The sequence below is a fragment of the Microcoleus sp. T2B6 genome (genome assembly GCF_036700475.1).
Lineage (GTDB): Bacteria > Cyanobacteriota > Cyanobacteriia > Cyanobacteriales > Microcoleaceae > Microcoleus.
Window position 1 is genome coordinate 1 of sequence record NZ_JAUBOZ010000050.1, and the last position, 25,258, is coordinate 25,258.

General features: G+C 46.0%; 25 protein-coding genes. 11 read left to right on the forward strand and 14 right to left on the reverse strand.

Annotated features, from left to right (window positions below; translation table 11 throughout):
* Positions 1 to 779: 779 nt before the first annotated feature.
* The gene (locus tag QUA00_RS20810; protein ID WP_333410984.1) at positions 780 to 965 is read right to left on the reverse strand and encodes a hypothetical protein; all 186 of its coding nucleotides are present in this window, start codon (positions 963 to 965) and stop codon (positions 780 to 782) included.
* Positions 966 to 1,310: 345 nt separating this feature from the next.
* Here QUA00_RS20810 and QUA00_RS20815 point away from each other — a divergent pair, with 345 nt between their 5' ends.
* From QUA00_RS20815 to QUA00_RS20825, 3 genes are all read left to right on the forward strand, one after another.
* Complete coding sequence (locus tag QUA00_RS20815; protein ID WP_333410985.1) at positions 1,311 to 2,675, forward strand: P-loop NTPase fold protein; 1,365 nt, start codon at positions 1,311 to 1,313, stop codon at positions 2,673 to 2,675.
* Positions 2,676 to 2,943: 268 nt separating this feature from the next.
* Complete coding sequence (locus QUA00_RS20820; RefSeq protein WP_333410986.1) at positions 2,944 to 3,939, forward strand: shikimate dehydrogenase; 996 nt, start codon at positions 2,944 to 2,946, stop codon at positions 3,937 to 3,939.
* A gap of 107 nt (positions 3,940 to 4,046) precedes the next feature.
* Positions 4,047 to 4,478 carry a hypothetical protein gene (locus tag QUA00_RS20825; RefSeq protein WP_190657424.1) on the forward strand — a complete coding sequence of 144 codons (432 nt, stop codon included), beginning with the start codon at positions 4,047 to 4,049 and terminating at the stop codon, positions 4,476 to 4,478.
* 17 nt (positions 4,479 to 4,495) lie between these two features.
* On the opposite strand, the gene QUA00_RS20830 is transcribed toward QUA00_RS20825, so the two are convergent.
* From QUA00_RS20830 to QUA00_RS20845, 4 genes are all read right to left on the reverse strand, one after another.
* A complete protein-coding gene (locus tag QUA00_RS20830) occupies positions 4,496 to 4,711 on the reverse strand; it encodes a hypothetical protein (protein ID WP_333410987.1) in 216 nt (71 codons plus the stop codon).
* A gap of 128 nt (positions 4,712 to 4,839) precedes the next feature.
* A complete protein-coding gene (locus QUA00_RS20835) occupies positions 4,840 to 5,127 on the reverse strand; it encodes a YggT family protein (RefSeq protein WP_333102770.1) in 288 nt (95 codons plus the stop codon).
* Positions 5,128 to 5,360: 233 nt separating this feature from the next.
* Entirely contained in the window at positions 5,361 to 5,684 is a 324-nt protein-coding gene (locus QUA00_RS20840) for a hypothetical protein (protein ID WP_333410988.1), read from the reverse strand.
* Between the two features lie 198 nt (positions 5,685 to 5,882).
* Entirely contained in the window at positions 5,883 to 6,257 is a 375-nt protein-coding gene (locus QUA00_RS20845; RefSeq protein ID WP_333410989.1) for a YkgJ family cysteine cluster protein, read from the reverse strand.
* Positions 6,258 to 6,600: 343 nt separating this feature from the next.
* Here QUA00_RS20845 and psb30 point away from each other — a divergent pair, with 343 nt between their 5' ends.
* Positions 6,601 to 6,741: a photosystem II reaction center protein Ycf12/Psb30 gene (gene psb30 / locus QUA00_RS20850; RefSeq protein WP_333054512.1), complete on the forward strand. Its 141-nt coding sequence runs from the start codon at positions 6,601 to 6,603 to the stop codon at positions 6,739 to 6,741.
* Positions 6,742 to 6,862: 121 nt separating this feature from the next.
* Here the strand turns inward: psb30 and QUA00_RS20855 are convergent, their stop codons facing one another.
* A complete protein-coding gene (locus tag QUA00_RS20855) occupies positions 6,863 to 9,010 on the reverse strand; it encodes a DHH family phosphoesterase (protein ID WP_333410990.1) in 2,148 nt (715 codons plus the stop codon).
* A gap of 377 nt (positions 9,011 to 9,387) precedes the next feature.
* On the opposite strand from QUA00_RS20855, the gene QUA00_RS20860 reads away from it, so the two are divergent.
* Positions 9,388 to 10,293: a bestrophin family ion channel gene (locus tag QUA00_RS20860; protein ID WP_333141722.1), complete on the forward strand. Its 906-nt coding sequence runs from the start codon at positions 9,388 to 9,390 to the stop codon at positions 10,291 to 10,293.
* A 214-nt stretch (positions 10,294 to 10,507) separates the two neighbouring features.
* On the opposite strand, the gene lnt is transcribed toward QUA00_RS20860, so the two are convergent.
* The 4 genes from lnt to QUA00_RS20880 form a co-directional block, all read right to left on the reverse strand.
* Entirely contained in the window at positions 10,508 to 12,343 is a 1,836-nt protein-coding gene (gene lnt, locus QUA00_RS20865; RefSeq protein ID WP_445305755.1) for an apolipoprotein N-acyltransferase, read from the reverse strand.
* Positions 12,283 to 12,498 carry a hypothetical protein gene (locus QUA00_RS20870; protein ID WP_333410991.1) on the reverse strand — a complete coding sequence of 72 codons (216 nt, stop codon included), beginning with the start codon at positions 12,496 to 12,498 and terminating at the stop codon, positions 12,283 to 12,285. Before QUA00_RS20870 ends, lnt begins: the two co-directional genes overlap by 61 nt.
* Before the next feature lie 179 nt (positions 12,499 to 12,677).
* Positions 12,678 to 13,760, reverse strand: coding sequence for a photosystem II q(b) protein (gene psbA / locus QUA00_RS20875; RefSeq protein WP_333410992.1), 1,083 nt, complete (start codon positions 13,758 to 13,760; stop codon positions 12,678 to 12,680).
* A gap of 884 nt (positions 13,761 to 14,644) precedes the next feature.
* Complete coding sequence (locus QUA00_RS20880; protein WP_006631073.1) at positions 14,645 to 14,992, reverse strand: histidine triad nucleotide-binding protein; 348 nt, start codon at positions 14,990 to 14,992, stop codon at positions 14,645 to 14,647.
* Between QUA00_RS20880 and QUA00_RS20885 the strand changes: the two genes are divergently transcribed.
* The 3 genes from QUA00_RS20885 to QUA00_RS20895 all read left to right on the forward strand — a co-directional run bounded on the left by QUA00_RS20885 (position 14,991) and on the right by QUA00_RS20895 (position 19,133).
* The gene (locus QUA00_RS20885; protein ID WP_333141726.1) at positions 14,991 to 15,230 is read left to right on the forward strand and encodes a hypothetical protein; all 240 of its coding nucleotides are present in this window, start codon (positions 14,991 to 14,993) and stop codon (positions 15,228 to 15,230) included. The two genes, QUA00_RS20880 and QUA00_RS20885, sit on opposite strands and share 2 nt — an antisense overlap.
* 35 nt (positions 15,231 to 15,265) lie before the next feature.
* Entirely contained in the window at positions 15,266 to 16,795 is a 1,530-nt protein-coding gene (locus tag QUA00_RS20890; RefSeq protein ID WP_333306884.1) for a YifB family Mg chelatase-like AAA ATPase, read from the forward strand.
* Between the two features lie 952 nt (positions 16,796 to 17,747).
* Positions 17,748 to 19,133 carry a hypothetical protein gene (locus QUA00_RS20895; protein ID WP_333306886.1) on the forward strand — a complete coding sequence of 462 codons (1,386 nt, stop codon included), beginning with the start codon at positions 17,748 to 17,750 and terminating at the stop codon, positions 19,131 to 19,133.
* Between the two features lie 238 nt (positions 19,134 to 19,371).
* On the opposite strand, the gene QUA00_RS20900 is transcribed toward QUA00_RS20895, so the two are convergent.
* From QUA00_RS20900 to QUA00_RS20910, 3 genes are all read right to left on the reverse strand, one after another.
* Positions 19,372 to 19,530 carry a hypothetical protein gene (locus QUA00_RS20900; protein WP_333410993.1) on the reverse strand — a complete coding sequence of 53 codons (159 nt, stop codon included), beginning with the start codon at positions 19,528 to 19,530 and terminating at the stop codon, positions 19,372 to 19,374.
* Positions 19,531 to 19,630: 100 nt separating this feature from the next.
* Positions 19,631 to 20,473 carry a hypothetical protein gene (locus tag QUA00_RS20905; RefSeq protein ID WP_333410994.1) on the reverse strand — a complete coding sequence of 281 codons (843 nt, stop codon included), beginning with the start codon at positions 20,471 to 20,473 and terminating at the stop codon, positions 19,631 to 19,633.
* A gap of 714 nt (positions 20,474 to 21,187) precedes the next feature.
* Positions 21,188 to 21,586, reverse strand: coding sequence for a DUF4342 domain-containing protein (locus tag QUA00_RS20910; protein ID WP_333141735.1), 399 nt, complete (start codon positions 21,584 to 21,586; stop codon positions 21,188 to 21,190).
* A 398-nt stretch (positions 21,587 to 21,984) separates the two neighbouring features.
* Here QUA00_RS20910 and QUA00_RS20915 point away from each other — a divergent pair, with 398 nt between their 5' ends.
* The 3 genes from QUA00_RS20915 (at position 21,985) to QUA00_RS20925 (ending at position 24,700) form a co-directional block, all read left to right on the forward strand.
* Positions 21,985 to 22,110: a hypothetical protein gene (locus QUA00_RS20915; protein ID WP_333173889.1), complete on the forward strand. Its 126-nt coding sequence runs from the start codon at positions 21,985 to 21,987 to the stop codon at positions 22,108 to 22,110.
* Positions 22,111 to 23,016: 906 nt separating this feature from the next.
* Positions 23,017 to 24,501, forward strand: a complete 1,485-nt coding sequence (locus QUA00_RS20920; protein WP_333410995.1) for an ATP-binding protein — start codon at positions 23,017 to 23,019, stop codon at positions 24,499 to 24,501.
* Positions 24,494 to 24,700 carry a hypothetical protein gene (locus QUA00_RS20925; RefSeq protein WP_333306893.1) on the forward strand — a complete coding sequence of 69 codons (207 nt, stop codon included), beginning with the start codon at positions 24,494 to 24,496 and terminating at the stop codon, positions 24,698 to 24,700. The genes QUA00_RS20920 and QUA00_RS20925 overlap by 8 nt, the downstream gene beginning before the upstream one ends.
* A 75-nt stretch (positions 24,701 to 24,775) precedes the next feature.
* On the opposite strand, the gene QUA00_RS20930 is transcribed toward QUA00_RS20925, so the two are convergent.
* Positions 24,776 to 25,156 (reverse strand): hypothetical protein, encoded by a 381-nt coding sequence (locus tag QUA00_RS20930; RefSeq protein WP_333410996.1) that lies wholly within the window; start codon positions 25,154 to 25,156, stop codon positions 24,776 to 24,778.
* Positions 25,157 to 25,258 lie beyond the last annotated feature (102 nt).

A 25,258-nucleotide genomic window follows, 5' to 3' on the forward strand; every position in this document is an offset into this window, starting at 1 on the left:
AGCTTGCAAATAGGTTCTATAAACCCGCCCGACCCCACGAAAAATCCTCTTATTGATATTGCTGCAAGATGTCAGTTTTAACCGACTTTAGCTATGAGACGGGGATTTCAATCCCCGGCGGACTGAAAGCAAAACCCGATCGCCCCAAAAGTGCGATCGGGGTCGATCGATGAGTCCGAGAGTCCGACAGGGATTGAAATCCCTGTCTCATAGCTGAAGTCCACTTAAGTGGACTAAATTGAACCACAGTTTGATGAGACTGAGAAATTTGATAACGGGCAGGCAAGCGTGAGAAATGGTTGGCAATTCAGTATGGTCTCTGACCCTAGTGAGTATAGGACGAAAAGAATATGGGTTTGTTGATCTAAGCTGTTGTGCATTTAATTGGTATGTTGAGGGCTGGCTTTCCTGCCCAACCCCTACTCCCCACAAGAGGAAAAATTTATTTTACTATGCAATTTAAATGCGGATTAACTGATTGATTTCGCTAATCTTAGGATTAGTAATTACAGCCCTGATTAATCGGTTAATGGGGATATAGCAACCGCCAAGGAGGTTTCTATACTAGCGTGTCTTTTTTATTCAAACTGACAACAAGGATTTTTTGTATCGGAGGCGGAATAGGGATAATTTATCGGACAATTCAGCAGAGAAAACACAATATCTTGGTTTATGAACTCGGATCGGGTGCAAGTTACCGCCCTTTATATATTCGGTTAACCGTACTAAAATAGCCACTTTGACGCGAGAACATTACCGCCCACTCTTCGTCGTTGATTTCAATATACAAAATCGCGATCGGCACAGACAGAGCGAGGGAGCATCTCATCTTTGTAAAAATACTTCTTCTGGCTCCTTCCTTCTTCTGGCTCCTTCCTTCTTCCTCTTTCCTTCTTCCTCTTTCCTTCTGCCTCCTGCCTCCTGCCTCCTGCCTCAAAACTCCAATTTCTAGCGGAGGGCTGCAAAGGTGAGATGCTCCCCAGAGCGATTGCCTAGTTATGGGGTATTAGTGACTTCCCTTCATTCCCTGTAGGCCAAAATTAGGTATAATTGGTTAGCGCGTATTATGATAAAAGTTTAAAAAAAGAATAGCCAGGGAGGGAAGAAGCCAAACCCGATAGTGATGAGTCATTACCCATCTAAAATCTCAAATCTAAAATCTAAAATCTAAAATCTCAAATTGTATGAGCTACATCAAGATATTGACCGCAAAATAAAACAGCCGAATAAACTGGTCACTTGTTCTGATTAGTAAAGTAGCGAAACGAATAAGGTATTAGGGCATAATGTTGAGAAAGATGGAACAGGGTATGGAACTAAATTTACAGAAATTTTATAGCGCCTGCAATCCCAGCTACACCCTGGCAGTAGCAAATCAAGAAGACAGACAATACTATATCGATTTCTCATCAGTGCGGGGCGGCACAATCGTAGAACAATTGGAGCGCACCATCAGCCGTCTGTCCCCGGATGCACCTACCTGTCAATTATTCACCGGTCACATCGGCTCTGGTAAATCCACAGAATTGCTGCGGCTGCAAGCTCAATTGCAGCAACAAGGATTTCATGTTGTTTACTTTGAGTCAAGTAAAGACTTAGACATGGCAGATGTAGATATCACTGACATTTTGTTGAGCGTTGCTCGTCAGGTGAGCGAAAGCATCGAGAAAATGAAAATCAAGCTGCAACCGACGGGTTTTAAAGCTTTGCTCAAAGGGGTTGCTGATGTTTTTCAAACTCAAATAGACTTGAGCGCGGAAGCTAATGTCCCTGGTTTTGGGGAAATAAATGCCAGCACGGAGGGAGAATTTTCTCTGGCGTTGGGAATTGGCAAAATTACTGCTAAGGCGAAAGATGCTCCGAATCTGCGATCGGAGTTGAGGCAATATTTGGAGCCGCGAACTAACGTAATTTTAGATGCACTGAATAAGGAGTTGTTGGAGCCGGCTAATCAAGAACTCAAACGCCAAGGAAAACAAGGACTTGTAGTAATTATCGACAATCTCGATCGCATACACCTGTGCGCGAAACCGACGGGGCGACTGCAGCCGGAATACCTGTTTGTCGATCGCGGCGAACAATTGGCAAGACTAAATTGCCACGTCGTGTATACAATTCCTTTGGTGCTGATTTTCTCTAACGATTTGGGCCAGTTGACCAATCGATTTGGGGTAGATCCGAAGGTTTTGCCGATGGTGCCGGTGCAGTTGAGCGACGGTTCTGAGTGCTCTGAGGGTGTGGAATTGCTGCAGCAGATGGTTCTGGCGCGGGCTTTTCCCACAGTGCACCCTTCGCAGCGCTATGCTTTGGTGGGCAAGGTTTTCGACTCTGCGGAAACTCTCGATCGCCTGTGTCGAGTCAGCGGTGGTCATGTCCGCAATTTGCTGCAACTGCTGTATGGCTGTCTGCAGAAACAAGACCCTCCTCTGTCGCGGGAAACTTTGGAAAATGTGATCGTCCAGCGCCGCCACCAGCTTACTTTGGCGATCGAACCCGATGAGTGGAAATTGCTGCGCCAAGTATCCGCTACCAAAACTGTGAACGGGGAAACTAAATACCAAATATTGCTGCGGAGTCTCTGGGTGTTTGAATACCGTTACGGCGAAGATTATTGGTTTGATGTCAATCCGATTTTGGCTGACGCCAAAGAGTTTCGGGAAACAGTTGAGAGTTGACGGTTGACAGTTGAGAGTTGAGAGTTGACAGTTGAGAGTTGACAGTTGACAGTTGACGGTTGAAATCGCTCTTGGGTCAAACGAAGTTCACTTCTAGCGGACTAAAGAATAAGGGCGTTATTGTAGCAGGATGTGCTATGAAAACTAACAAAAGTCAACACTCAAAAGTCAACAGCATTGCCCGATCAACAGTCAACAGTCAACAGTCAACAGTCAACCGTTAACAGTCAACCGTTAACAGTCAACAGTCAACAGTCAACTAACAAAAATGATTAAAGGCACTACTAAACTGTTGGGAGTAATTGGTCATCCCGTCGAACATTCTCTGTCGCCGGCGATGCACAATGCTGCTATTTCCCACTTGGGAGTCGATTTTGTTTACTTGCCGTTTCCAGTAAAACCAGAGGATTTAAAGGTTGCTCTTGCAGGATTTGCGGCGATCGGCGTTCGGGGATTTAGCATCACGATTCCGCACAAACAAGCAATCTTACCGCTGCTGTCGGAAGTTTCCCCGATCGCCCGATCGATCGGCGCAGTCAATACCGTGTACCTAACTGACAAAGGTTGGTGCGGCACAAATACTGACGTTGAAGGCTTTCTCGCGCCGCTGCAAACGGGGGGTTTTCAAACTTTCCAATCAGATTCAGATCCCCCTCGTAGGGCGGGCACGGGGGCACCGCCCCTACAAAGGGGGGAGAATTGTGTCAAAGTCCCCCTTCTTAAGGGGGATTTAGGGGGCTCTCCGGGTTCCGATTGGAGTCAGAAAGTAGCGGTAATTTTGGGGAATGGCGGGGCGGCGAGAGCTGTTGTGGCTGGATGCGCTCAATTGGGATGTGCAGAGATTCACGTTGTCGGCCGCAACGAACAAAATTTAGCGGAATTTCAGCAGAGTTGGGTCAATTCTCCGATGCCCGTGCAGAATTTGCAGGTGCATACTTGGGATAATTTGTCAAGTTTAATTTCGCAGGCAGATTTGCTGGTGAACACGACGCCTGTGGGGATGTATCCGCAGGGGGAAAAGTCGCCGGTTGCGGCTGGTGAGATCGATCGAATTTCAGCAGGTGCGATCGTCTATGATTTAATTTACACCCCTAATCCTACCCAGTTTCTCAAAGATGCACAGCTTAGGGGAGCGCGAGCTATTGACGGACTCGAAATGCTAGTTCAACAAGGAGCAGCCGCCTTAAAAATTTGGCTGGATAAAGAATCTGTCCCAGTCGATGTGATGCGCCAAGCTTTACGTCAGCATTTAGGTCTAGGCTAATGCCATTTCTTCAAAAAGTAGCTTTAGTTTTCCGAATTCCTATAAGTAGGAATTTGAGGCTGAATTCGCGCTAAGCTGAGAATTAAAATATACTTGCCCCGCAATTTATGAAATTTCGAGCTATCAGCCTTTTTTTTGCTACTTGCCTAATCGGAATTTTTAGTTTGGTCTTCACTCCACCTGCTTGGGCTCTGACGCAGATTAAACTTTCCGACCTTTCTTATCGCGAATGTCCCGCAGAAATGGGAGAAGGAACAGTCACCAGCGGCAGTTCTATGGAAGCTACCTGCTTTTTGATTACTGGGAAAGCTGAAAATAGCACGGGCAAACCAGTTGTCAATGCCGATATTTTCGGCCGCATTTATGATGCCGACGACAACCCGGTGATGCAAAACCGGACTCGCTTGGGTTCTATAGAAGAAGTTCCTCCCGGAGTTAGCGATTTTCAGCTCAGAATTTCCGTTGCAGCCAATCAGAGAACACCTTTGAAGCTCAAGCAATTTAAAGCTACAGGTTTTACTGGCGTGGTTCGCCGCTAACGAAACTATTTGAGATTTTAGATTGCTGATTTGAGATTTTGGGTTGGCTGGCCGTGAAATTGCGATGCAGTTTTCGATTTGAGATTTGAGATTGTTTCTGGTTGGATGGGAATGATAAAGTCAAGGTCAATAATTCCACATTTCCCCACTCCCCACTCCCCACTCCCCATCATTCCGGTAACACCGGAATTGATAGGAGATTGTTGAGTGGCTGGCAATTTCTCATTTCTCATGTACGATAAACTCCCCAGCTTTTCAACCGGGGAGTTTATCTAAAAATGTCAAATCTAAAATTTAGTTGTCGGCAGCTAGGTCGGCAAAACAATTTACGCTCGATGCTTAAAAACTTAAGCTTTTCAAACTACAAGGATGTTTGCAAGCTGGTCAAAAGACCGATCAAGAATTCAGATCCGAACTGAAGTACAAAAAACGCAATCAGTGGCGAAAAGTCAATCCCTCCCAAGGGGGGAATAATCGATCGGAATAGATTGAGGTAAGGATCAGTTAACTGACTCAAAATCGAAAACGGGGGGTCATACCAATTGATATTGGGGAACCAGCTTAACAGCACCCGAATAATCATCAGGGCTACATAGATTTGCAGAAATGTGGACAGCGTGGTTGCCAAAAGGCCTATGGAAGAACTCATAAATTTTGCTTGTAGTTTGAGTAAAGTTTACAGACACTTTAACTGTGAGTTTAGCATAGCTGGGGGAGTGACAGAGGAGGGAGAGGGGGGAGAGGGGGAGACCAAAAGCGTTTTTGTTGTTCCTTGCTCCTTCTGTCTCCCCCTTTTAGCTGGAAAGAACAAGAGAGAAATGTGCGACAGTTGACCGATCGCCCGCATTGATCTGCCAGACTAATCTAAAATTTTAAAGGGATTCAGGAGTCGGGGGCGATCGAACCCTCGCTGCCCGGCGCCGGCGCGTTGCCGTTTACGTCGCCGAGTTGCAGCCGCACGTCATCTATTGCCTGATTTAGCTGGGCAATTTTATCTTCTAAACTCAGCCTTGCTACTTCCATGCTGTCGGCTTCGAGTTGACCGGCTTTCCTCTGGCGGATCTTTCTTGTCTTTGCTTCTGAAGGTTCACTCAGCAAAGCTTCAGCAGCGCGACGCGACAGCACCGCGCCCAAAACTGCACCCACCAAGCCGCCAACTGCAGCTCCGGCAATAAATCCCCCTGTAAAACCCTCTCGATTGCTCATAGCTCAACTCAACTGCGCGATATTTCCTTGATTTGTTTATTTTGACACTATCCCGGTGAGAAACCGGGAGATTGTTAGTTGTCAGGTAGGCGTTGCAAAATTTGAGGAGGATGGTTGTGGGGTGTCCCGCCTGCTGTGAAAATACACGCCTTCGGGATCAGAGGCCCATCCCCCAAAACAATCAAAATCATCCCGCAATTATGCAACACCGTCAGGTAAGGCGAGAATTCCGACTTCAGAGTTAAAGCGGATCATTTCCAAAGATCGATCGCCATACAGATCTTCAATGTGCTCCAAGCAGCACTCGATCGCGAAATCGTTCAATTCAGTCGGCTCAACGCCGTACATATCCTGAAACACCTCTGAGTCTACCCGACAAAAGCGCGGTCGATCGGCATAAATTCCGCATTCTCGCGTCGCTCTGTCAAAATTGATACACCAACCGTCCTCTCCGACTAAGCTCAAATAGAGCGCTAATTCGTCTTGAGATAAATACTCGTCTAAGTCTGGGCGCTCTGTTGGGTCGAGGTAACAACAAGCACCGCACTGCTTTACGCAACGCCAAGTAGCCATAGTTTGATTTTAGATTTTTGATTTTAGATTTTAGATTCGGAGCATTATGTGGAAAATGCCAAACTTTAAGAGATTTGGGCTCTTCAAGTATATCAATTGCCAGCGCCGGGGACGGAGATCCCGAAGGGGCGGTTCGATTTTAGATTTTAGATTTGAGATTGGGGGGACTTTCCGGGAAGGGGCATCAAATCCCTGGTTTCCTGTGACTGAGAGGTCGATCGTAGTTTACATTTTGTTGAATTTTGTAAAGTTCCTTAAAAAATATGGTCGATCGCCCGGTAAAATCAGAAGCGGATTTTCTAATTCAACAATCTAGACTTAATCACTACAGTCAGGAGGACAAATGGACTTTATAACCGATCTTTTCAGTGGTATGGGTGGTGTAGACTACCAACTCATTGTTCAGGTAGCTTTACTCGCAGCAGTCGTGCTTTCTGGCCCGATCGTGATTTTTCTCTTGGCTGCTAAAGGCGGCGACCTGTAATTATAGCACGCTAGGCGGCGATCGATAGTTGGGAGTTTTGAGTTTTAAATTAGGCAAAATTCACAACGCTCGATCGCCAATTTTCGCTGCTGCACGAGATTTCCGATCAAATACCGACTGATCAAATACCCAGGGCGTGTTTAGCAGTTTGAATCAAATTCTCAAAAAAAGGTAGAGATACATCGACTTCTCTAGCATCTTTGCGGGAGTTGCCTAACAAACCGATGTTTTGTCCGGGTGCAACAGCCAAAACTTGCCCTTGAGAGTTGCGAATTCTCAATTCCTCGATCGAGCCTGCAGGAGATAGACTGCAAGAATAAGTGCGATCGCAGTAATCAAACTCAACTTTTCCGAACCTCGGCGGCCTCGAAGTAGCAGCATTTGCCGGTAGCCGAACGCCCAACAATTCTAACTCCACCGATGTCTTGCCATTAAAACTATTTTCCCGCAATCGGTAAGCAATATCAACCCGCCGAGGCAAAGGAAAATATTCGCCCCAACGCCAAGCAATCGCCTTCACACTAGCCGATACATTTCCATCTTGAGTTGCAGTTAGTTTAACGTGACCTCCTTTACCCACAATTTTCTGTTCTGTTATGCAAACATTAGGCGTCCAAAAGACAGGAGCCTTATTTTCAATCCCGCAAGGTTCCAGAGCATCAATTTGTCGGTAAAGGTCGAGATTAATCTCAGCCAAATCGGCTCGCACATCTACTGAAACCAGCGGTTTTAAGTGTTCCGGCTGCAAACATTGATTGGCAAAAATTGACAATTGGCTGCGGAATTGTTCGAGATTCTGGGCCGGCATAGAAAAACCGCCCGCCGCTTTGTGTCCGCCAAATTTAGTTAATAAATCCGCGCAAAAATTCAGCCCGTCAAATACATTAAACTCAGGAATTCCCCTCGCCGAACCCCTGATAATTTTAGCGGGCGGGCACGGGGGCACGGAGGAGGATGAGGTTGTAGGGGCGGTGCCCCCGTGCCCGCCCTCATCCTCAAAAGTACCAATAAACACAGGTACGCCGTAGCGTTCCACCAACCGAGAAGCTACAATCCCGATAACCCCGTGGTGCCAACCCGGTTGCACGACAACTAAAACTCGTTCTTGCTGCAAGTCGATCGCCCTTTCCTCGCACCAAGCAATTGCTTCCTGCTCAATTTCCTGGCACAACTCCTGCCTGCGCTGATTGATTTGTTCGCACTGCATCGCATTTTTGAGAGCCAATTCGCGATCGTCCGTAGTCAGCAACTCTATCACAATTTGAGGGTCAGCCAGCCGCCCCACAGCATTAATCCGGGGCCCAAGTCGAAAACCAATATCTTCAGGCTTTAAGGAATTTTGAGTAGGGGCGGTGCCCCCGTGCCCGCCCGTGAGTTTTGAGTTGAGAATAGATGAACTTTCCCCACTTCCCGGCTGCACTCCTGCCACATGAATCAAAGCCTGAATACCCGCCAATTGCGAGTGAGGCAACAGCCGCAAACCCCGCTTTACCCAACGCCGATTAACTCCTGTCAAAGGTGCTAAATCCGCAATAGTTCCCAAGGTAAATAATTCCAGCAGCGGATTCACCAATCCCCCAACTTTTTTCATATCCTGAGCCAAAGTAATCGCCAAAACATAAGCAACGCCTACGCCAGCTAAACCGCGATAAGGCGAAGATTCTGCAATTAATTTCGGGTTGAGAATAGCATCAGCCGGCGGCAGTTTTGGCGGTAAATCGTGGTGGTCTGTAATAATAACTTTGACACCGAGTTCTCGCGCTCTGGCAACCGGGCCGTAGGCTGCAATTCCGTTGTCAACCGTGAGAATGAGAGCGACACCTTCTGAGTGAAATTCTTCTACAATGCGATCGTTAATCCCATAACCTTCTCGCATCCGGCTGGGAATAGCATAATCCACATTCGCCCCCAGAGCCCTGAGAGCTCGCAGCAACAAAGCCGTGCTCGTCATCCCGTCAGCATCGTAGTCGCCGCAAATGGCAATTTTTTGCCCTCCCGAAATCGCCTCCCGCAACAATTTGACACTCGCAGCCAAATCTGGAAACTCATCCATTGGCGCCGGCAAAACCAGAGATTCCGGTTCGATAAACCCTTGCACTTCTGTAAGCGAATCGATTCCCCGGTTAATCAGTACCTGTGCCAGCAAGGGCGACAAACCGATTTCAGTGGCAAACTGTTCGGCTTGCTGTGGTTGAGGCGAATAAATTTGCCACCGTTGGTTTGGCAATCGGTGAAAATGCGGGGGTACAGATGTCGGTAGCTCTTGCACGGAAGCTGAGGTTTAAAGATACATGATTAATCTTACCGAATTAAGTGCCTCAGTCAATCAATTTTAGATTTTAGGTTTTAGGTTTTAGATTTTAGATTGATCCTAAATATGAGTTTTTTGGGTAAAATCCAAAGGTTGTTTGTAGGAAAGCTTTTTTCGGAATCTCTCACCGCACCCCAAGAGGGATACAAGCCCTGACAGCAGTCGTGAAGACCAAAAAATTTTAGACTCTAGTTCAAACCCCCCAGATTTATCTGTGGAGTCAGTCTAAAATCTCGAATCTCAAATCGACTGGCGGGAACCGCAGAACTAAGTGTAGCAGGCGTTTGCGCTGCCCGCCCTAGGGGGCAGACTACTAATTTAATCAGGAGACTTGCATGAGTGGCGATCGACCGTCGTGGTTTAAAATTGCATTACAGGTTCGAGGGTCTGTCATTCCCTCAATTTTGCCGCGCGTTTTGCTGTGCGGCGGATTTGGGGTGTTTATTTCCTTCCTGTACTTTTTCAACTTGCCAGTATCCTTGCCGATTTTGTCTAGCATTGTACCGAGTATTGTCCTCGGTTTACTGTTAGTTTTTCGGACAAACACAGCCTACGAGCGATTTTGGGAAGGTCGCAGATTGTGGGGTACTTTAAACAATAACATCCGCAATTTGGCTCGTCAAATCTGGGTAGCAATTGAGGAAAAAGACCCGCAGGATATCATAGAAAAAAAGTCAGCACTGCGCCTATTAGTTGCCTTGGCAGTGGCAATGAAACTGCACTTACGGCAAGAATCAGTCAATCCAGAGTTGGAGCCGTTAATGTCCCCAGCGCAGTACCAAAAGCTCAAATCGATGAACAATCCGCCCCTAGAAGTTGCCTTTTGGATTGAGGATTATATGCACGAGCAGTACGAGCGCAATTGCGTGGATGTTTATCAGTTAACTGGTATGAATGAGTTGCTCAACTCTATGATTGATGTATTAGGGGGCTGCGAGCGGATTTTGAAGACGCCTATCCCTTTGGCTTACGCGATTCACCTCAAACAGCTATTGTTACTTTACTCTTTGGCACTGCCCTTTCAAATGGTGAAGGATTTGGGTTGGGGAACCGGCCCTGTTGTTGCTTTAATTAGTTTTACTTTGTTCGGCATCGAAGAAATCGGCATTGAAATAGAAAATCCCTTCGGGCGCGATGCCAATGATTTGCCTTTGGACAATATGTGTGCTGCGATGCAGCGCAATATGGACGATTTAATTTCTTTATCTCCTAGCGTTCACCAACACCTGAAAGATAAGTAGAGTCATTCGATTTTAGATTTTAGATTTTAGATTTTAGATTGGTATATAAAAGATAAAATCTAAAATCTTCTGGTTAATTTTGAACCATCAACCGCATTAACCCAGGCAAGACTAACAATAAAGGCGTCAGCCAATCTCCCCGCCGCACGTACAAAGTCCGACGATTTTAGATTTTAGATTGGTATCGAAAATCTAAAATCGTATAACCTACGGGTTAATTTCTAACAATTAACCGCATTAACCCAGCCAATACTAACAATAAAGGCGTCAGCCAATCTCCCCACCGCACGTACAAAGTTCGAGTTTGCCGCCGATAAATAGTAGCATCTCGGACTTCATAGGTATTAATTCCAGACTTCCAAACCGTCTCGCCGCGAGGATTTACAAAAGCAGAGTAACCCGTATTAGTTGCGATAACTGCCCATCTATCAGTTTCAATTGCCCGCATCACATCTAGAGCATGATGTTGATCCAGCATTGGGGGTTTGTAATGGGCATTGTTGGAAGCGGTGATCATAAATTCGCCTCCCTTCGCCGCCTGATATCGGAAAATTTCAGCAAACGCCGAATCGTAACAAATTCCGACAATGGCGCGGCCAAACGGCGTATCAAACAATTGTTTAGAATTACCGGGTACTAAATGAGCATCTAAGGGAGAAAGCCGATTAATAATCCCGCCTAAAATTTCGTAAAAAGGGATATATTCGCCTAAAGGCACTAGCTTTAGTTTATCGTAGCGACCGACAATTTCTCCAGTGCGATCGATCGCCAATAAGCTGTTAGTGATACTATTATCTTGCTGTCCGAATCCTCCAACCCAAGCCACAACGCCGCGTTCGAGAATAGCTTGGTAAAAGGAAAGAGTAGAACGCTGATACTCGTTTGTCCAGATAAAAGGTAAAGCCGTCTCTGGAATTAACACAGCATCGACTTTCCTGTCGGCTAACTGTTTGTACCCAGCCGTGTAACCTTCCAAAGCGCGCCGCCACCCCCCTGAGTCAAACTTAATCTGGTTGGGAATATTGCCTTGAATGATGCCAATTTTTAATGATGTTCCCGCCTCTTGAATTAAAGGCCGATTGTACAAACTCCAGCCTGCAATATGCAAAACTAAAAATAAACCCGCAGGCAAAATATAAGCAACCGACTTCTTCCCTCGGACTTCTCCCTTCTTACCTCGGACTCTCTCCTGCTTCCATCCATCAGTTACATCAGTTACATCCGTTACACAATCCGTTGCCGAACTTCCTTCTTCCTTCTTCCTTCTTCCTTCTATAAAAGCTTCTGCGATTAAGCCATTTACTGCTACAATAGCGGCTGTTACGGCGCTGGGCCCGGAGAGTTGACCGAGGTGCAATATTGCTAAATTGTGCGGGCTTTGCGTGTAAGATAGTGATGTCCACCACAGCGAACCTGTACTCCAAATACTTTCTAAGGCACACCACAAAGCTGTGCCAATTAAAATGCGAATCACAGGCAAGATGCCTGTGCCACTAATTTTTTGGGGAATCACAGGCAAGATGCCTGTGCCACTAATTTTTTCGGAAATCACAGGCAAGATGCCTGTGCCACTAATTTTTTCGGAAATCACAGGCAAGATGCCTGTGCCACTAATTTTGGAAATTGCGATCGCAAATAGCCACGCCCAAACGGCGACTAATGCTGCTCCCCAGAGGGTGATGAATGCCCAGCAAAAAAGTGCGATCGCCAAACTCGGCCACCAAGGAACTCCCAACCAAGTCATCGGGTGAATTCCCATAATCCAAGATAAAGCTAATCCGTGATAGCCAATTCCCCAGAGTGAAGGAAGAAGGAAGAAGGAAGAAGGAAGAAGGAAGAATTTTTGTTGTTTTACTTCTTGCTTTGGTCTTTCATAACTAACAACCAAAACCCACAGGGGAGCTAATGCTACCCAAGCCAATAGCCAAGCATTTACTGGTGCGGTTGTCAATGCCATCAAAATGCCGCTGAAAAGTGCGATCGCCCAGGCTAATGTTTTGGATTTATGAACCACGAGTTTTTCAAATTTGTGCCTGTTAAATATCGCCACTTTGATGATTGCCAAAAATAATAATTCTTAATCAATATATCAGATCGATCGGGAAGAAGGAAGCTCGGCAACGCGCAGTGTACGAGATTTAACAGATTTAACGGATTTAACTGAGAAGTTGCACCATTCTCAATAAGCTTTTTATGAACAGGCAAGATGCCTGTTCCACAAGAAAATTCACTCTTTGTGGAACAGGCCGGAAAGCCTGTTCCTGAGAATGGTGCAACATCTCAGATTTAACGGATTTAACAGAAAAAAATCTATCAAATTATACTTGCCCAAACAAAAAGCGCCCCTATTTCTAGGAGCGCTTTTTGTTAATCAAAAGCTAAATTTAGCCGTTGATGGAAGGAGCAACCAAAGCTACGGGAGTTGTTTCACCGGCCGCCAAGTCGAGAGGGAAGTTGTGAGCGTTGCGCTCGTGCATCACTTCCATACCCAAGTTAGCGCGGTTGATGACATCAGCCCAAGTGTTGATGACGCGACCTTGCGAGTCGATAACCGATTGGTTGAAGTTGAAACCGTTCAAGTTAAACGCCATCGTGGAAATACCCAAAGAGGTAAACCAGATACCGACAACTGGCCATGCACCTAACAAGAAGTGCAAAGAACGGCTGTTGTTAAAGCTCGCGTATTGGAAAATCAAACGACCGAAGTAGCCGTGGGCTGCAACGATGTTGTAGGTTTCTTCTTCTTGACCGAATTTGTAACCGTAGTTCAAAGATTCAGTTTCGGTTGTTTCGCGAACCAAAGAAGATGTTACCAAGGAACCGTGCATGGCGGAGAACAGAGCACCGCCGAAGACACCAGCAACTCCCAACATATGGAAGGGGTGCATCAGGATGTTGTGCTCGGCTTGGAACACGATCATAAAGTTGAATGTGCCGGAGATACCCAAGGGCATACCGTCAGAAAAGCTGCCTTGTCCGATCGGGTAGATCAAGAATACTGCGGTGGCTGCTGCAACTGGTGCAGAGTAAGCGACGCAGATCCAAGGACGCATACCTAAGCGGTAGGACAATTCCCATTCACGACCCATGTAGCAGAAAATGCCAATCAGGAAGTGAAATACTACCAATTGGTAGGGGCCGCCGTTGTACAACCACTCATCGAGGGAAGCTGCTTCCCAGATGGGATAGAAGTGAAGCCCGATCGCATTCGATGAAGGAACAACAGCACCAGTAATGATGTTGTTGCCGTACATCAAGGAACCAGCAACTGGTTCGCGGATGCCGTCGATGTCCACTGGAGGAGCAGCGATGAAGGCGATTATGTAGCAGATGGTAGCGCTGAGTAGAGTTGGGATCATGAGCGTCCCGAACCAACCTACATAAATGCGGTTATCCGTGCTAGTTACCCAGTTGCAAAACTGCTCCCAAACGTTGGCGTTTTCGCGACGCTGTACGGTTGTTGTCATAAGAAACATTCGGTAAGTGGGAAACGACTCGGCGGTTTCAACCGCCTTGAATCCCTTGCGGGGCTGGAGAGGTATGGTTGCCTCTCCGGTGAGGTATGGTTGCCTCAATCTCCTTTTCGGGGTAATGTTCGCTTCGCCAAGGTTATCGGGGCTTGTCACGCTTACAGCACTGTCTCAGTGACTTTAAGGCTGTTTAACTGTAAACAACAGAGCGGAAAACTAGCGTCGCATTTTCCGGTGTTATGACCCCAATAACGTAGTCAGTGAAGACTTAGGCTGGTCAATACAGCTTGCTTGATTTCTCTTACAAGCTCAGTGGCTTTAGCCCTGAGTTACTGACTTGGTTTATGATGGCTTAATTGAATTTTCAAGGTTCGTTGTGGGGATGCCCCACGCTTATATTAGTAACACCATTCACTCTAGTTTGCCAAGGGATTACTGCTGACAATTTAAAGATTTTACAAACATTTACAAAAATTGGATTCTTGGTAAATATTTATAGTTTTTTACAAAGCAATATTACCCACATAACCGGTTAAATATAGCGACCTGAAGAACTGAATCTATTAGCTGTAGATGGGTTCAGCAGTTTTAGCAAATTATTTTTTTCAGGTCGATTCTCTTTCTGTTTAAATATCTCTTAATTACGTCTGGGGGAGAGGATTTTTAATATTTATTCACATATAGCCGGTGGATTCTGCGAGGGGAAATTTTTATCGGGAGAATAGTGAAAAGCGGGTTTCTAGTGCGGGCTGCATTCTCAATAATCTCCAATCCACGGGGTTTATTGACGAAAAAAGAAACCCGGTTTCTGAAGCGCTGGGCAATAGAAATCAACCGGGTTTCTGAGGATGAGTCCGCAAGTTCTGCGTAAAAATTAGGCTTTAGCCTGGGGGCCACTTCATCTGCCGTCCGCCGAGAATGTGAAGGTGCAGGTGGTCTACAGTTTGGCCGCCGTCGCTGCCGCTATTAATGACGACGCGATAGCCGTTGCTAAGTCCGAGTTGTTCTGCTACCCGTTTGACAGTCAGCAGCAAGTGCCCCATGAGAGCATGATCTCCCGACTCGGCATCGGCTAATTTGGCAATAGGCTGTTTGGGAATGACGAGGATGTGGACGGGTGCTTGCGGATGGATATCTCGGAACGCGAGGGCCAAGTCGTCTTCATAAACGATGTCTGCCGGAATCTCTTTGCGGATGATTTTGCTGAAAAGCGTTTCTTGAGTTGTCATGGGTGTTAACGAACGAAGGAAGAAGGAAGAAGGAAGAAGGAAGAAGGCGGAAGGGGGAAGAGGGAAGAAGGCCCAAGTGGGAAGTGGGAAGAGGGAAGGCCCAAGTGGGAAGGGAGAAGGGGAAGTGGGAAGAGGGAAGAGGCAGCAGGAGAGAGGGAAGAGGAGAAAAAGAAGAGGCAAGGAAAAGTTTTCTTGCCTCTCCCGATATTCATTAGTCATTGTTAATCATAATAGATGATGAATCAAGGACAGGCAAATTAAGGATAAAGAAAAATGCTTGCTAGGGTTTGGAGTGCATCGATCGTTGGAATTGACGCGGTAAAGGTGGGTGTTGAGGCTGATGTGTCAGGGGGGCTACCGAAAATCGTCGTTGTGGGGTTGCCCGATTCTGCGGTGCAAGAAGCTAAAGAAAGGGTTAAGGCTACGCTAAAAAATTCTGGATATGCTTTTCCGATGCGGAGTATTGTGATTAATTTGACTCCGGCGGATTTGCGGAAGGAGGGGCCGAGTTTTGATTTGCCGATCGCCATTGGCATTTTAGCAGCATCCGAACAAGTCAGCGGTCAACTTTTGGGAGATTATTTGTTTTTAGGGGAACTTTCTTTAGATGGGAGTTTACGGCCTGTGGCTGGGGTTTTGCCGATCGCCGCTGCTGCTCAAAAAATGGGTATTTCGGGGTTGGTTGTACCGGCTGGTAACGCGCAAGAAGCGGCTTTGGTGCACGGAATATCTGTTTATGGTTTTGAGAATATTTTTGCAGTTACTGATTTTTTGAACAATCCTGAAGTTTATTCGCCTGTAGAAGTAAACGGTAGAGAAGAGTTAGCCAAAACCCGGTTTTCGGGTCTAGATTTAAAGGATGTAAAGGGGCAAATTCACGCGCGGCGGGCTTTGGAAATTGCGGCGGCGGGGGGACACAATTTAATTTTTGTGGGGCCGCCAGGGAGCGGTAAGACTATGTTGGCGAGGCGTTTGCCGGGTATTTTGCCGCCGCTGACTTTTGATGAAGCTTTGGATGTGACTCAAATTCATTCGGTGGCTGGGTTGTTGAAGGATAAGGGGAGCTTGGTGGGCGATCGACCTTTTCGCAGTCCTCACCATTCGGCATCTGGCCCTTCTTTGGTAGGTGGCGGCAGTTTTCCGCGTCCGGGTGAAATTTCTTTAGCACATCGCGGCATACTTTTTTTGGATGAATTAACTGAGTTTAAAAGAGATGTTTTGGAGTTTTTACGACAACCGCTGGAAGATGGTTATGTGACGATTTCTCGGACTAGACAATCAGTGATGTTTCCGGCTCAATTTACATTAGTTGCTAGTACGAATCCTTGCGCTTGCGGTTATTACGGCGATTCGATTCAACAGTGTACTTGTTCGCCGCAAAAGAGGGAGCAATATTGGGCAAAACTTTCGGGGCCTTTGATGGATCGGATTGATTTGCAAGTGGCCGTAAATCGTTTGAAACCCGAAGAAATTACGCGACAGCCGACGGGGGAGGAGTCGGAACCGGTGCGGGTGAGGGTGCAGCGGGCGCGAGAGCTCGCTACTCGCCGTTTTCAGTCGGAATCTAGTTTGCGCTGTAATGCGGAAATGCAAAGCAGTCACATTAACACATGGTGTCAGTTGGATGATGCTTCTCGGAATTTGTTGGAGATGGCGATTCGGAAGTTGGGGCTTTCGGCGAGGGCGAGCGATCGCATTTTGAAGGTTGCTAGAACTATTGCTGATTTGTCGGGGGATGAAAGCTTGAAAACGAATCATGTGGCGGAGGCGGTGCAGTATCGGACGATCGATCGGATGCAGTAAGTCAATCGATTTTAGATTTTAGATTTTAGATTTTAGAGGCGACCCCACGGATAAATGCGGGGGCTCTTCTGATTTTCGATTTTCGATTTGGGATTGATTCCACGGATAAATCACGTGGGGGGTACCACCTTTGAAATTCTTGGTCAGCAACGGCTCAAAACACACAAGACCCCGATACCCGACTTCTTAAAGAAGTTGGGAATATAACAGTTGATTCGGCGATTTAAATCGCTTCTAAACATACAAAGTCCCAGCCGAGGGGGACTGAGGGATTAAGGGGGTATTTAAGCTGGATTGATGTTGTCCAATTATTTAATTGAGCCACTGAAACGCCCCGATTTTCCCATGTTTATTGTCGGATTTTGTGCTGCATAGTGCCAGGATCACTGGTGACACTTGTGTAAGTTCTGTTAGTGTTAGATTGGGGGAGGCGACAGCAAACCAAGGCAGCAGTTAAAGTGGCGATCTAGGAAGCTTTAGACCAACTGCCCGAAAGCTAATCAACTCAATTGTATCAGCGCAAATATCAAGAGGTTTATCAGCACGTCTAGGAATCTTATTCTGAGGCCACACGCAGTATTTAGACCACTGCAGCTTGAAGCTGGTGTCAATGCCACCCACCCACAGCTTTTGTCAAAAATTCCTCATAATTTCATCAAAAATTCATCAAGTTTTTACCCACTTTTTGTCATTTTTACTGTAATTTATGATACCGATCGCCCAAGTTGCCCGAAGATCCACAACGGCAGAATTTTTAATATTTAATTTCCCGCTCTCCCTCTCCCTCGCTCTCCCTCGCTCTTCCTCGCTCTTCCTCTTTCTCTCGCCCCCTCTCCCTGTTTCACCCTAAAATTTGAAATTTTTGAGTGACGAATTATGGCACGATCGCAGCGCGTTTTGATACCATTCAATCAAGCGCAAGACAATCAGGGAATGCACTGGAGGTGTGTAAATGGAGCTTTTCGCAGAACAAAAACGGTGCTTGGATTGCTTGGTAAGCTCGATCGAGCAATTGGGAGGTCAAGTAGACATTCCCAAGCTGGAGCAGATAGCTGAGCTAATCATTCAAACAATGAGAGGGCCTTGGCGCTACTTTCACACGTCGGAACACATTTTTGAGGTCGGGGGGTCAGTCGATCCGATCGAGGTGCTGGCTGCGCTGTTTCACGACCTCGTGTACGTGCAAGTCGATCAGGGCGTTAGTTTCAATATTAGCAGCGCCCTTTGTCCTTTTGTCAAAGAGGTGCGATCGCAGTTAGTTATTAGAAATGAAACCGAACTGCCCGACGATGCCATGTATCACCTAGTGGCCTCAGTATTTGGGTTTATTCCCGGCAAGACTCTCTCTCCGTTTGGCGGCCAAAACGAATTTTTGAGTGCCGTTATTGCTGCCAAATCTTTGGAGCCTTTTTTGCCAGCTAGTACGATCGCCGAAATCGCCGCTTGCATCGAAGCTACTATCCCTTTTCGTCCCGTTTCGCCCAGCGGTTTGAGCGCGATCGAACTTTTGCACCAGCGTTTGGTAAGTGCGAACCGCGATTTTAACTTGGGATGGAGCGATGCCCAAATCGTAGAAATTGTCAAGCGTGCTGTCAGGTTAGCCAATCGGGATGTAGAGAATTTTGCCTCTCCCAATTCCTCTAATTTTTTAGACAATACCTGGAATTTGATGCCAGAAACCAACCACGAATTGACCAATGTTAATTCCTATACTGTTGCCGGATATCGCAGGTCTCTGCAAAAAATGGAAGGATTTTTGAACTTCCTCAAACCCGAACTGGTTTTCCAGCAGTTTATGCAAGAGCCGGACGATGCAACCTACGCTAACCTGATTGCTAGAACTCGCAAAAATATCGAAGTTGCTAAACTTTATCTGGGGGTCAAGCTAATTACTATCGCCATTTTAGAAGCTCTTTCCTACCGTTTGGGGCGCGATATTCCGCTTTCAACTATGATGGGAGAATTGCGTACACCAGGATTTAAAACCTCGGTTTTGGAGGATTACTTACCCAACAGACAGAGCGCCTACCCCTTAGACAGTCAGTTGCAAAGAGAAGTGTTAGACCTGCTAGAAATAGGACGCAATCAAGAATCGCGCTATGATATTAAAAACTCCCCGGTTTCTACGTTTATTATCAAATCTATCGGCTTTGCTGAAACAGAAAACTTTTTGAAGAAAGCTCAAGAGTTTTTTGCAGATCCTACTTCTTCGGAAGAGTTTCTCTCTTACTGCGCTCCCGATGTCATCGAGACCATCACCTCCGGCGTGATGAAACTCTTTGACAGCAGGAAGACGGCTTTAGGGAAAGTTAAATTAGTTCACCAAACTGTTTCTTAGGATAGGTTGGCACACTCTTAAAACGTTTTCCACCGCAGAAACCAGGTTTCTTGAGTTCAGCCACAATGTCCGGTTAGTCTGAGATGTTGCACCATTCTCGCTTAACAGGCTTTCGCGCCTGTTTCACAAAGAATGAGTTTTCTTGTGGGGAGTAGGGTTTGGGCAGGAGATTCCGCCTATAGCAGGCTTATTGATAATGGTGCAAGATTTCACTTTAAACCCTAAAAAAAAGTCCTCTTTAACTAATATGTTGCACCATTCTCAATAATCCTTTTTTGGGCGGGCTAGAAGCCCACCCCACAAGAAAATCTACTCTTTGTGGAACAGGCATCTTGCCTGTTCTTGAGACGCAAGATGCCTGTTCCACAATAAAATTTATATTTTGTGGAACAGGCATCTTGCCTGTTCTTGAGAATGGTGCCAGATATCAGCTTTAAAGGACTTTAGCGATGAGTCTGGCGTTTGAACCCCTGGCAAACTAATTCGACATCAAACTTCTATTGCGGTGAACCAGTCGCACCCTCTGCGCCGGAGTTGCTTTCAGGTACAGCCGTATCCGTAGGATTAGACTCGCTCCGGCTTTCGGTATTAGTTTCGCCGCTGGTACCTGCTCCAGGAGCGCCCTCATCTTGAGTTGGAGAAGGAGTAGCTGAACTCTCAGGTGCTGCAGTTGGCGGAGTGGAAGCTGGCTCATCCTGCGGATTCGGAACCGTAGTATTGGTATTATTTGACGGCGAAGATGGAGACGGCGCTGCTTGCTGAGCGGGTGCATCTTGCTGCTGTGAATTTGGAATTGTAATATTGATATTGGGAGCCGGACTTGGTTGAGGAGCCGGAGTTGCGTTTTGAGCTGGACTTGGTTGAGGACTCGGCGTAGCCTTTTGAACGGGAGATGGTTGAACCGGAACCGGAACAATCTTTTGAATTATCGTTTTTTCTCTCTCTATAGTCCGAGTCGGAGCTGGTGTTGCTGAAGGCTGATTCGCTTTCGGTACAACAATCACAGGAGCAGCAGTAGGAGTAGGAGCCTCCTCACCCCGATTGAAGTAATATACACTGCCCAGAACTAAGCCTACCAAAGAAGTAAGAAGAATCCCTAACAGTAACCCGCGACCAGCATTCTCGTTATCGCGGACTTCTTGGACTCCTACTTGGCGGTGGTTTTCGGCAATTTCACCCTGTACATAACCTTGGTGATGAGCTGCTTCTTTAGAAGCCTTCGCAGTTGTACTCGGAACACTTGTAGTGGTTCGCGTTGTACTGACGTGACCGTTAGTTGCATCGGTGTGAACTTCTTGATGAATTTCACGGCTAGAGCTATTTTCTTCGTTAGGTTTCATAATTATCTTCGCCACAACTATTCAAAAAATATTTGTCTGTAGGAGATGCTCTGGTTGGAAAACTTGAGCTAAGCTGTTGAGCATTTGAATCACTTATTTCAACTCACTGTCAAGATTCAGGCAAGATTCATGTGTAAGCATTTGGCGTTTTGCTCATACCCAGTTTAAATGCTTAACAGCTTTCTGCTTCGGGAGTTTAGAGAACTTTTGGTTTTTCCTTCATTTGTATCGAATCTAACTCGCCAATATATTAACCAGGCTCTACCCCCAGAGTGATTGCCCAAGTCTCCAAAGGAATAGGATTAGCCGGACTTCAACAAAGAATACCCGCTAAATGAGTTATTTATAATGCTTGCTGTGCAAGCATATAGCAAGCCTTGCAGGAGTCGTAAAAATTTTACGACTCCTGCAAGGCTTGCTATATTTATAAAGCCAGTTTGTGCTTGAAATTTGTTCAAGTCCGGTTAGATAACCACAATTAAGTTTTTAGTAGTAAAGACAAGTTTTTTCTCATCTAAGGTGTCACGCATTTAAATTGCATATTCAGGGCGGGCTTTCTGGCCCAACCCCTACTCCCCACAAGACGGCGAATTGTTTGTTGACATTCTATTTAAATGCTGAACAGCTTATCAATAGATGATAGTCGTACTCACTACCAACAAGCTTGATTACGGGATATTAACCGGACAGGAGCCTTACTAACAACTGAGTTTTTTACTCGGTTCTTTCAATGATGATGGTAAGGTGAGCGACTAATGCACCTATCGCTCCTATTGCTGCAATGACTGGAAACAAGGCCGCACCGATGACTCCACCGACTACTCCCACCGTCAGAGGAACTTCTACCAAAATCCGTCCCTCTTCATTTTTGATAATGATGCGGCGGATATTTCCTTCGTGAATCAGTTCTTTAACTTTAGCAACCAAATCGTCCCCGTTAATCTTCAATTCCTCGACGCTAACTTTTTCTTGAGTATAAGTAGGGGTTTCTAAAGGAGTCGTTTCAAAATTAACTTCACTAATTTTGTCGGCCGAAACTTTGTCAGATACAGGTATTGATTCGAGTTCTCTTGTCCCGACTGGTTCTTGTAGGCGTTCTGTAGGTGTGTCCATTTTTTGTTCTCCTTTTAGGTAAAAGTATTTTTGTATAGAATTATATTGAAATATAACACGCAACTTTTTTTGAATCAATCATTCTTTTGGGTGATCTTGCTGCTGCTGTCGTGCTTTTCTGAAGGTTTGATGATGAAAATTGCCTCACTCTCTCGCTTCTGGGGTTATCCCATCTGTCCCTCTCTCCTTGTGCGGTTTAGTTAACTGTCTGCTTCTAACCCCCGCACCGCGTAACCCTTGAAAAACTTCCAATCCAGACAGCGAAAGGATGAGAGCGACTTTCACACTCTCTGAGGCTCAGACTCAACAGGTGTACAGGTTGAAATACTGACATTGTACTGAAAGTACGATCGTCCCGCCGTGTATAGAATTACCACCTCTCGTTCGGGAAACCGCACATGGAAACCGTCGCTTACTTTCCTCAAATGTCATTTCAATTTAGCTCAGTGCGATCGCCCAACCAAACCCCACCCCCCGATGTTCCTCAAATCAACATCTTAGAGTTTCTAATGAGAATTGCCTAAAATCAAGGGGGAGGAGAAGAAATAATGATCGAAATATTACCGCAACCAAACCAACTTCGTCAAATTGAAGTTGAAGTTGGGGAAAATTCGGGTACAATAGAATTATTTATTTCTGCTTCCTCTTGATTCTCCGTCTCCGATTTGCCAGCGACAGAATGTGAATTTCAAGTTGGTGCCCCGACGGTACTTTTGTGGAAACTTTTAAGGCAGGTTAAGGGGATGTGTGGAATGTGAGTTTTAGTTGCGATCGCACAACTTTAGCATCTGCCGGGAAAAATTTCCTCGGTGAAACTTTGGAGTGTCCATGCGGCTAAAGTATAAGCTGCCGAACTTGACAAATTGCTCGCCATCGGCTGTCCCTGGCTCGGAGACTACCTACAATACAATATTCGGGTTGAGTGCGATCGGCATTTGTGCAAAAAAACTGACAATTGAGATTTATTGGCAATTGCCGGAAACCTGTTTTGCCTGAATTTTAAAATCGGGCGATCGGCGGCCGATTTGTCGCTATTCTTGTCTTATTGTAATATAATTTGACGCAAGGGGTAATACGAAATGTACTGCCACAGGTCGCAGATGTCTATCCATCTGAACCAAGTTAATGTCATCAAACATTAAAAATAGTTATGACTGTTATATTCGGATTAGCAAAATCTTGGATATATAAAATTTACTACATAGTCAAGTTTCAAAAGGGTGTCTGCTGTTAAATCAATCTAACCTGCAATATCGTTTCGGGGGACACCAGCACGATTTAAGACAAAAAAAATCCTGCTGAATTAACTCGATTCCAGGGAGCAGAGGGAAGTTGATAACTAAGCTATAAAAAGAGTTGAAAAGGCCGTCTAAATAGTAGGCAAGACTCCAGCAGCCAACCGCAACTGCCAATTACCAAAGGAGGGAGCAGTGTATGAAACTGACGGGTTGAGTCCCCTAAAATCGCCGCTTGGTTTGCGATCGACTCTACAGGAATTAACCCTGTACGACTTTTTCCTAGAATCTGAGTGTCAGGGGGACGAAGTTGCTAAAATTTTTCAAGCAAACCCTTTAGTTCCTGGCATCATCATCACTCAGCAAGGAAAGTTTATAGGGATGATTTCGCGGCGGCGTTATTTTGAACACATGAGCCGCCCCTACAGCTTGGAGTTATTTTCTCAACAGCCTTTGTTCATACTCTACCGCTTTACTAAAACGGATATGTTGGTTCTCGATCGCGAAACCTCAATTATGACAGCAGTGCGGCAGTCTTTGGAGCGATCGCCCGAACTAATCCACGAACCAATTGTAGTACAGGTAGAACCGGAAACTTACAAACTTTTAGACGTACACCAACTGCTGCTTTCTCAGTTGCAAATTCACGAGTTATCAACCGTGGCGATGCGAGAGTCGCAAGCGCAATTGAGACATCAAGCCCAACAGCTCGAACTTGCCCTGCTGGAACTTCAGCGCACTCAAACTCAACTAATTCAAACAGAGAAAATGTCTTCTTTGGGGCAGTTAGTAGCAGGAGTAGCTCACGAAATCAACAATCCGATCGGCTTTATCTACAGCAATTTGCACCACGCTAAAGAGTACACGCAAGCTTTAATGCAGATGCTTGACATCTACCGACAGCACTGTCCCGAACCCATCGCAGCAATTGAAGCGGAAGCAGAAAAAATCGAACTCGATTATTTGCTAGAAGACTTGCCAAGAGTCTTAAGTTCTATGCAGCAAGGTGCAGAAAGAGTGCGCGACATCGTTTTGTCGCTGCGGAATTTTTGCAGATTAGACGAAGCTGAAATGAAGCAGGTCAACATTCACGACGGTATCAACAACACGATTATGCTGTTGCAAAGCCAGCTTAAAGCGAAACCGGGGCAGGAGGCGATCGAAATTCACAAAGAATACAGCGAATTGCCGCTGGTGCAGTGCTATCCCGGACAGCTCAATCAGGTATTTATGAATATTTTACTTAATGCAATTTACGCTCTTGTTGAGTCTAATACATACGAAAATGTCGATAAAAACAACCATAAAAAGTCGCAATTAGGCGATCAAAATCAGTCTTGTACAACGACTCAATCATCAGTTTCTAACTCTACCAGCCTGATTCCTACGATTCTGATTCGCACCGAGTTAATTGAGAAAAAAAAGGTAATAATTAAAATTTCTGACAACGGCCCGGGGATGACAGAAGATGTTCGGAAGCGGTTGTTTGACCCTTTCTTTACTACTAAGCCGGTCGGCCAAGGAACGGGTTTGGGGCTGTCGATTAGCTATGAAATTGTTGTCAACCAACACGGCGGCGCATTGAAGTGCTTTTCGGAACCGGGAAAAGGAGCAGAATTTGCGATCGAAATTCCGCTTCAACAGTCTTCTCTAGCACAGATTTTGCCTCGCTTTGCGTGATATAGCAGAAGGAAGAAGGCAGAAGGAAGAAGGCAGAAGGCAGAAGGCAGAAGGCAGAAGGAAAAAGGCAGAAGGCAGAAGGCAGAAGGCAGAAGGCAGAAGGAAAAAGGCAGAAGGAAAAAGGCAGAAGGAAAAAGGCAGAAGGAAGAAGGCAGAAGGCAGAAGGCAGAAGGCAGAAGGCAGAAGCAATAAAAGTTAGGGACTCGGCTGTTGAAGCTGCTTCTTGTCAAACTTTCGTTCTTCTCGCTTGAGACTAAAGAATAAAGCCCGTCGGCTACCGCGAACCTTTGCAAACCCACTTCCACAAAGGATGACTCGGCCCCTGTTGGCGAATGCGGCGAACTTGTTGTTCCAAACCCTGTTTTTCCCGCAGGGGCAATCCTCGCACCATATTGCGACTTTGCCAAGTTAGCACTGCTAAAGTCATTCCCAAGCACAAACCCAAACCGAGAGTCGGCCAACGATTAAAAGATAAACCGTAGCGCACCGCCGCCCAAGTGAAGTGTTCTAACCACAAAGCGATTTCGCGGCGCAAACCCCAAATGCTCAAAGAACCGACGCTAATCCACAGCAATATCACAGTTAACCAGCGGCCGTAAACTGTTAGTTTGTGAAGCCTTTGGACTTCAATTTCAAAAGTTTGGTCAGTAGTCATTTGTTATTTGTTATTTGTTATATTATGTCCGGTAGATTACCCCTAATACGGTAGGGGCGGGTTCACGAAAAATATCTGCCAATAATTGACAATATCAAAAAC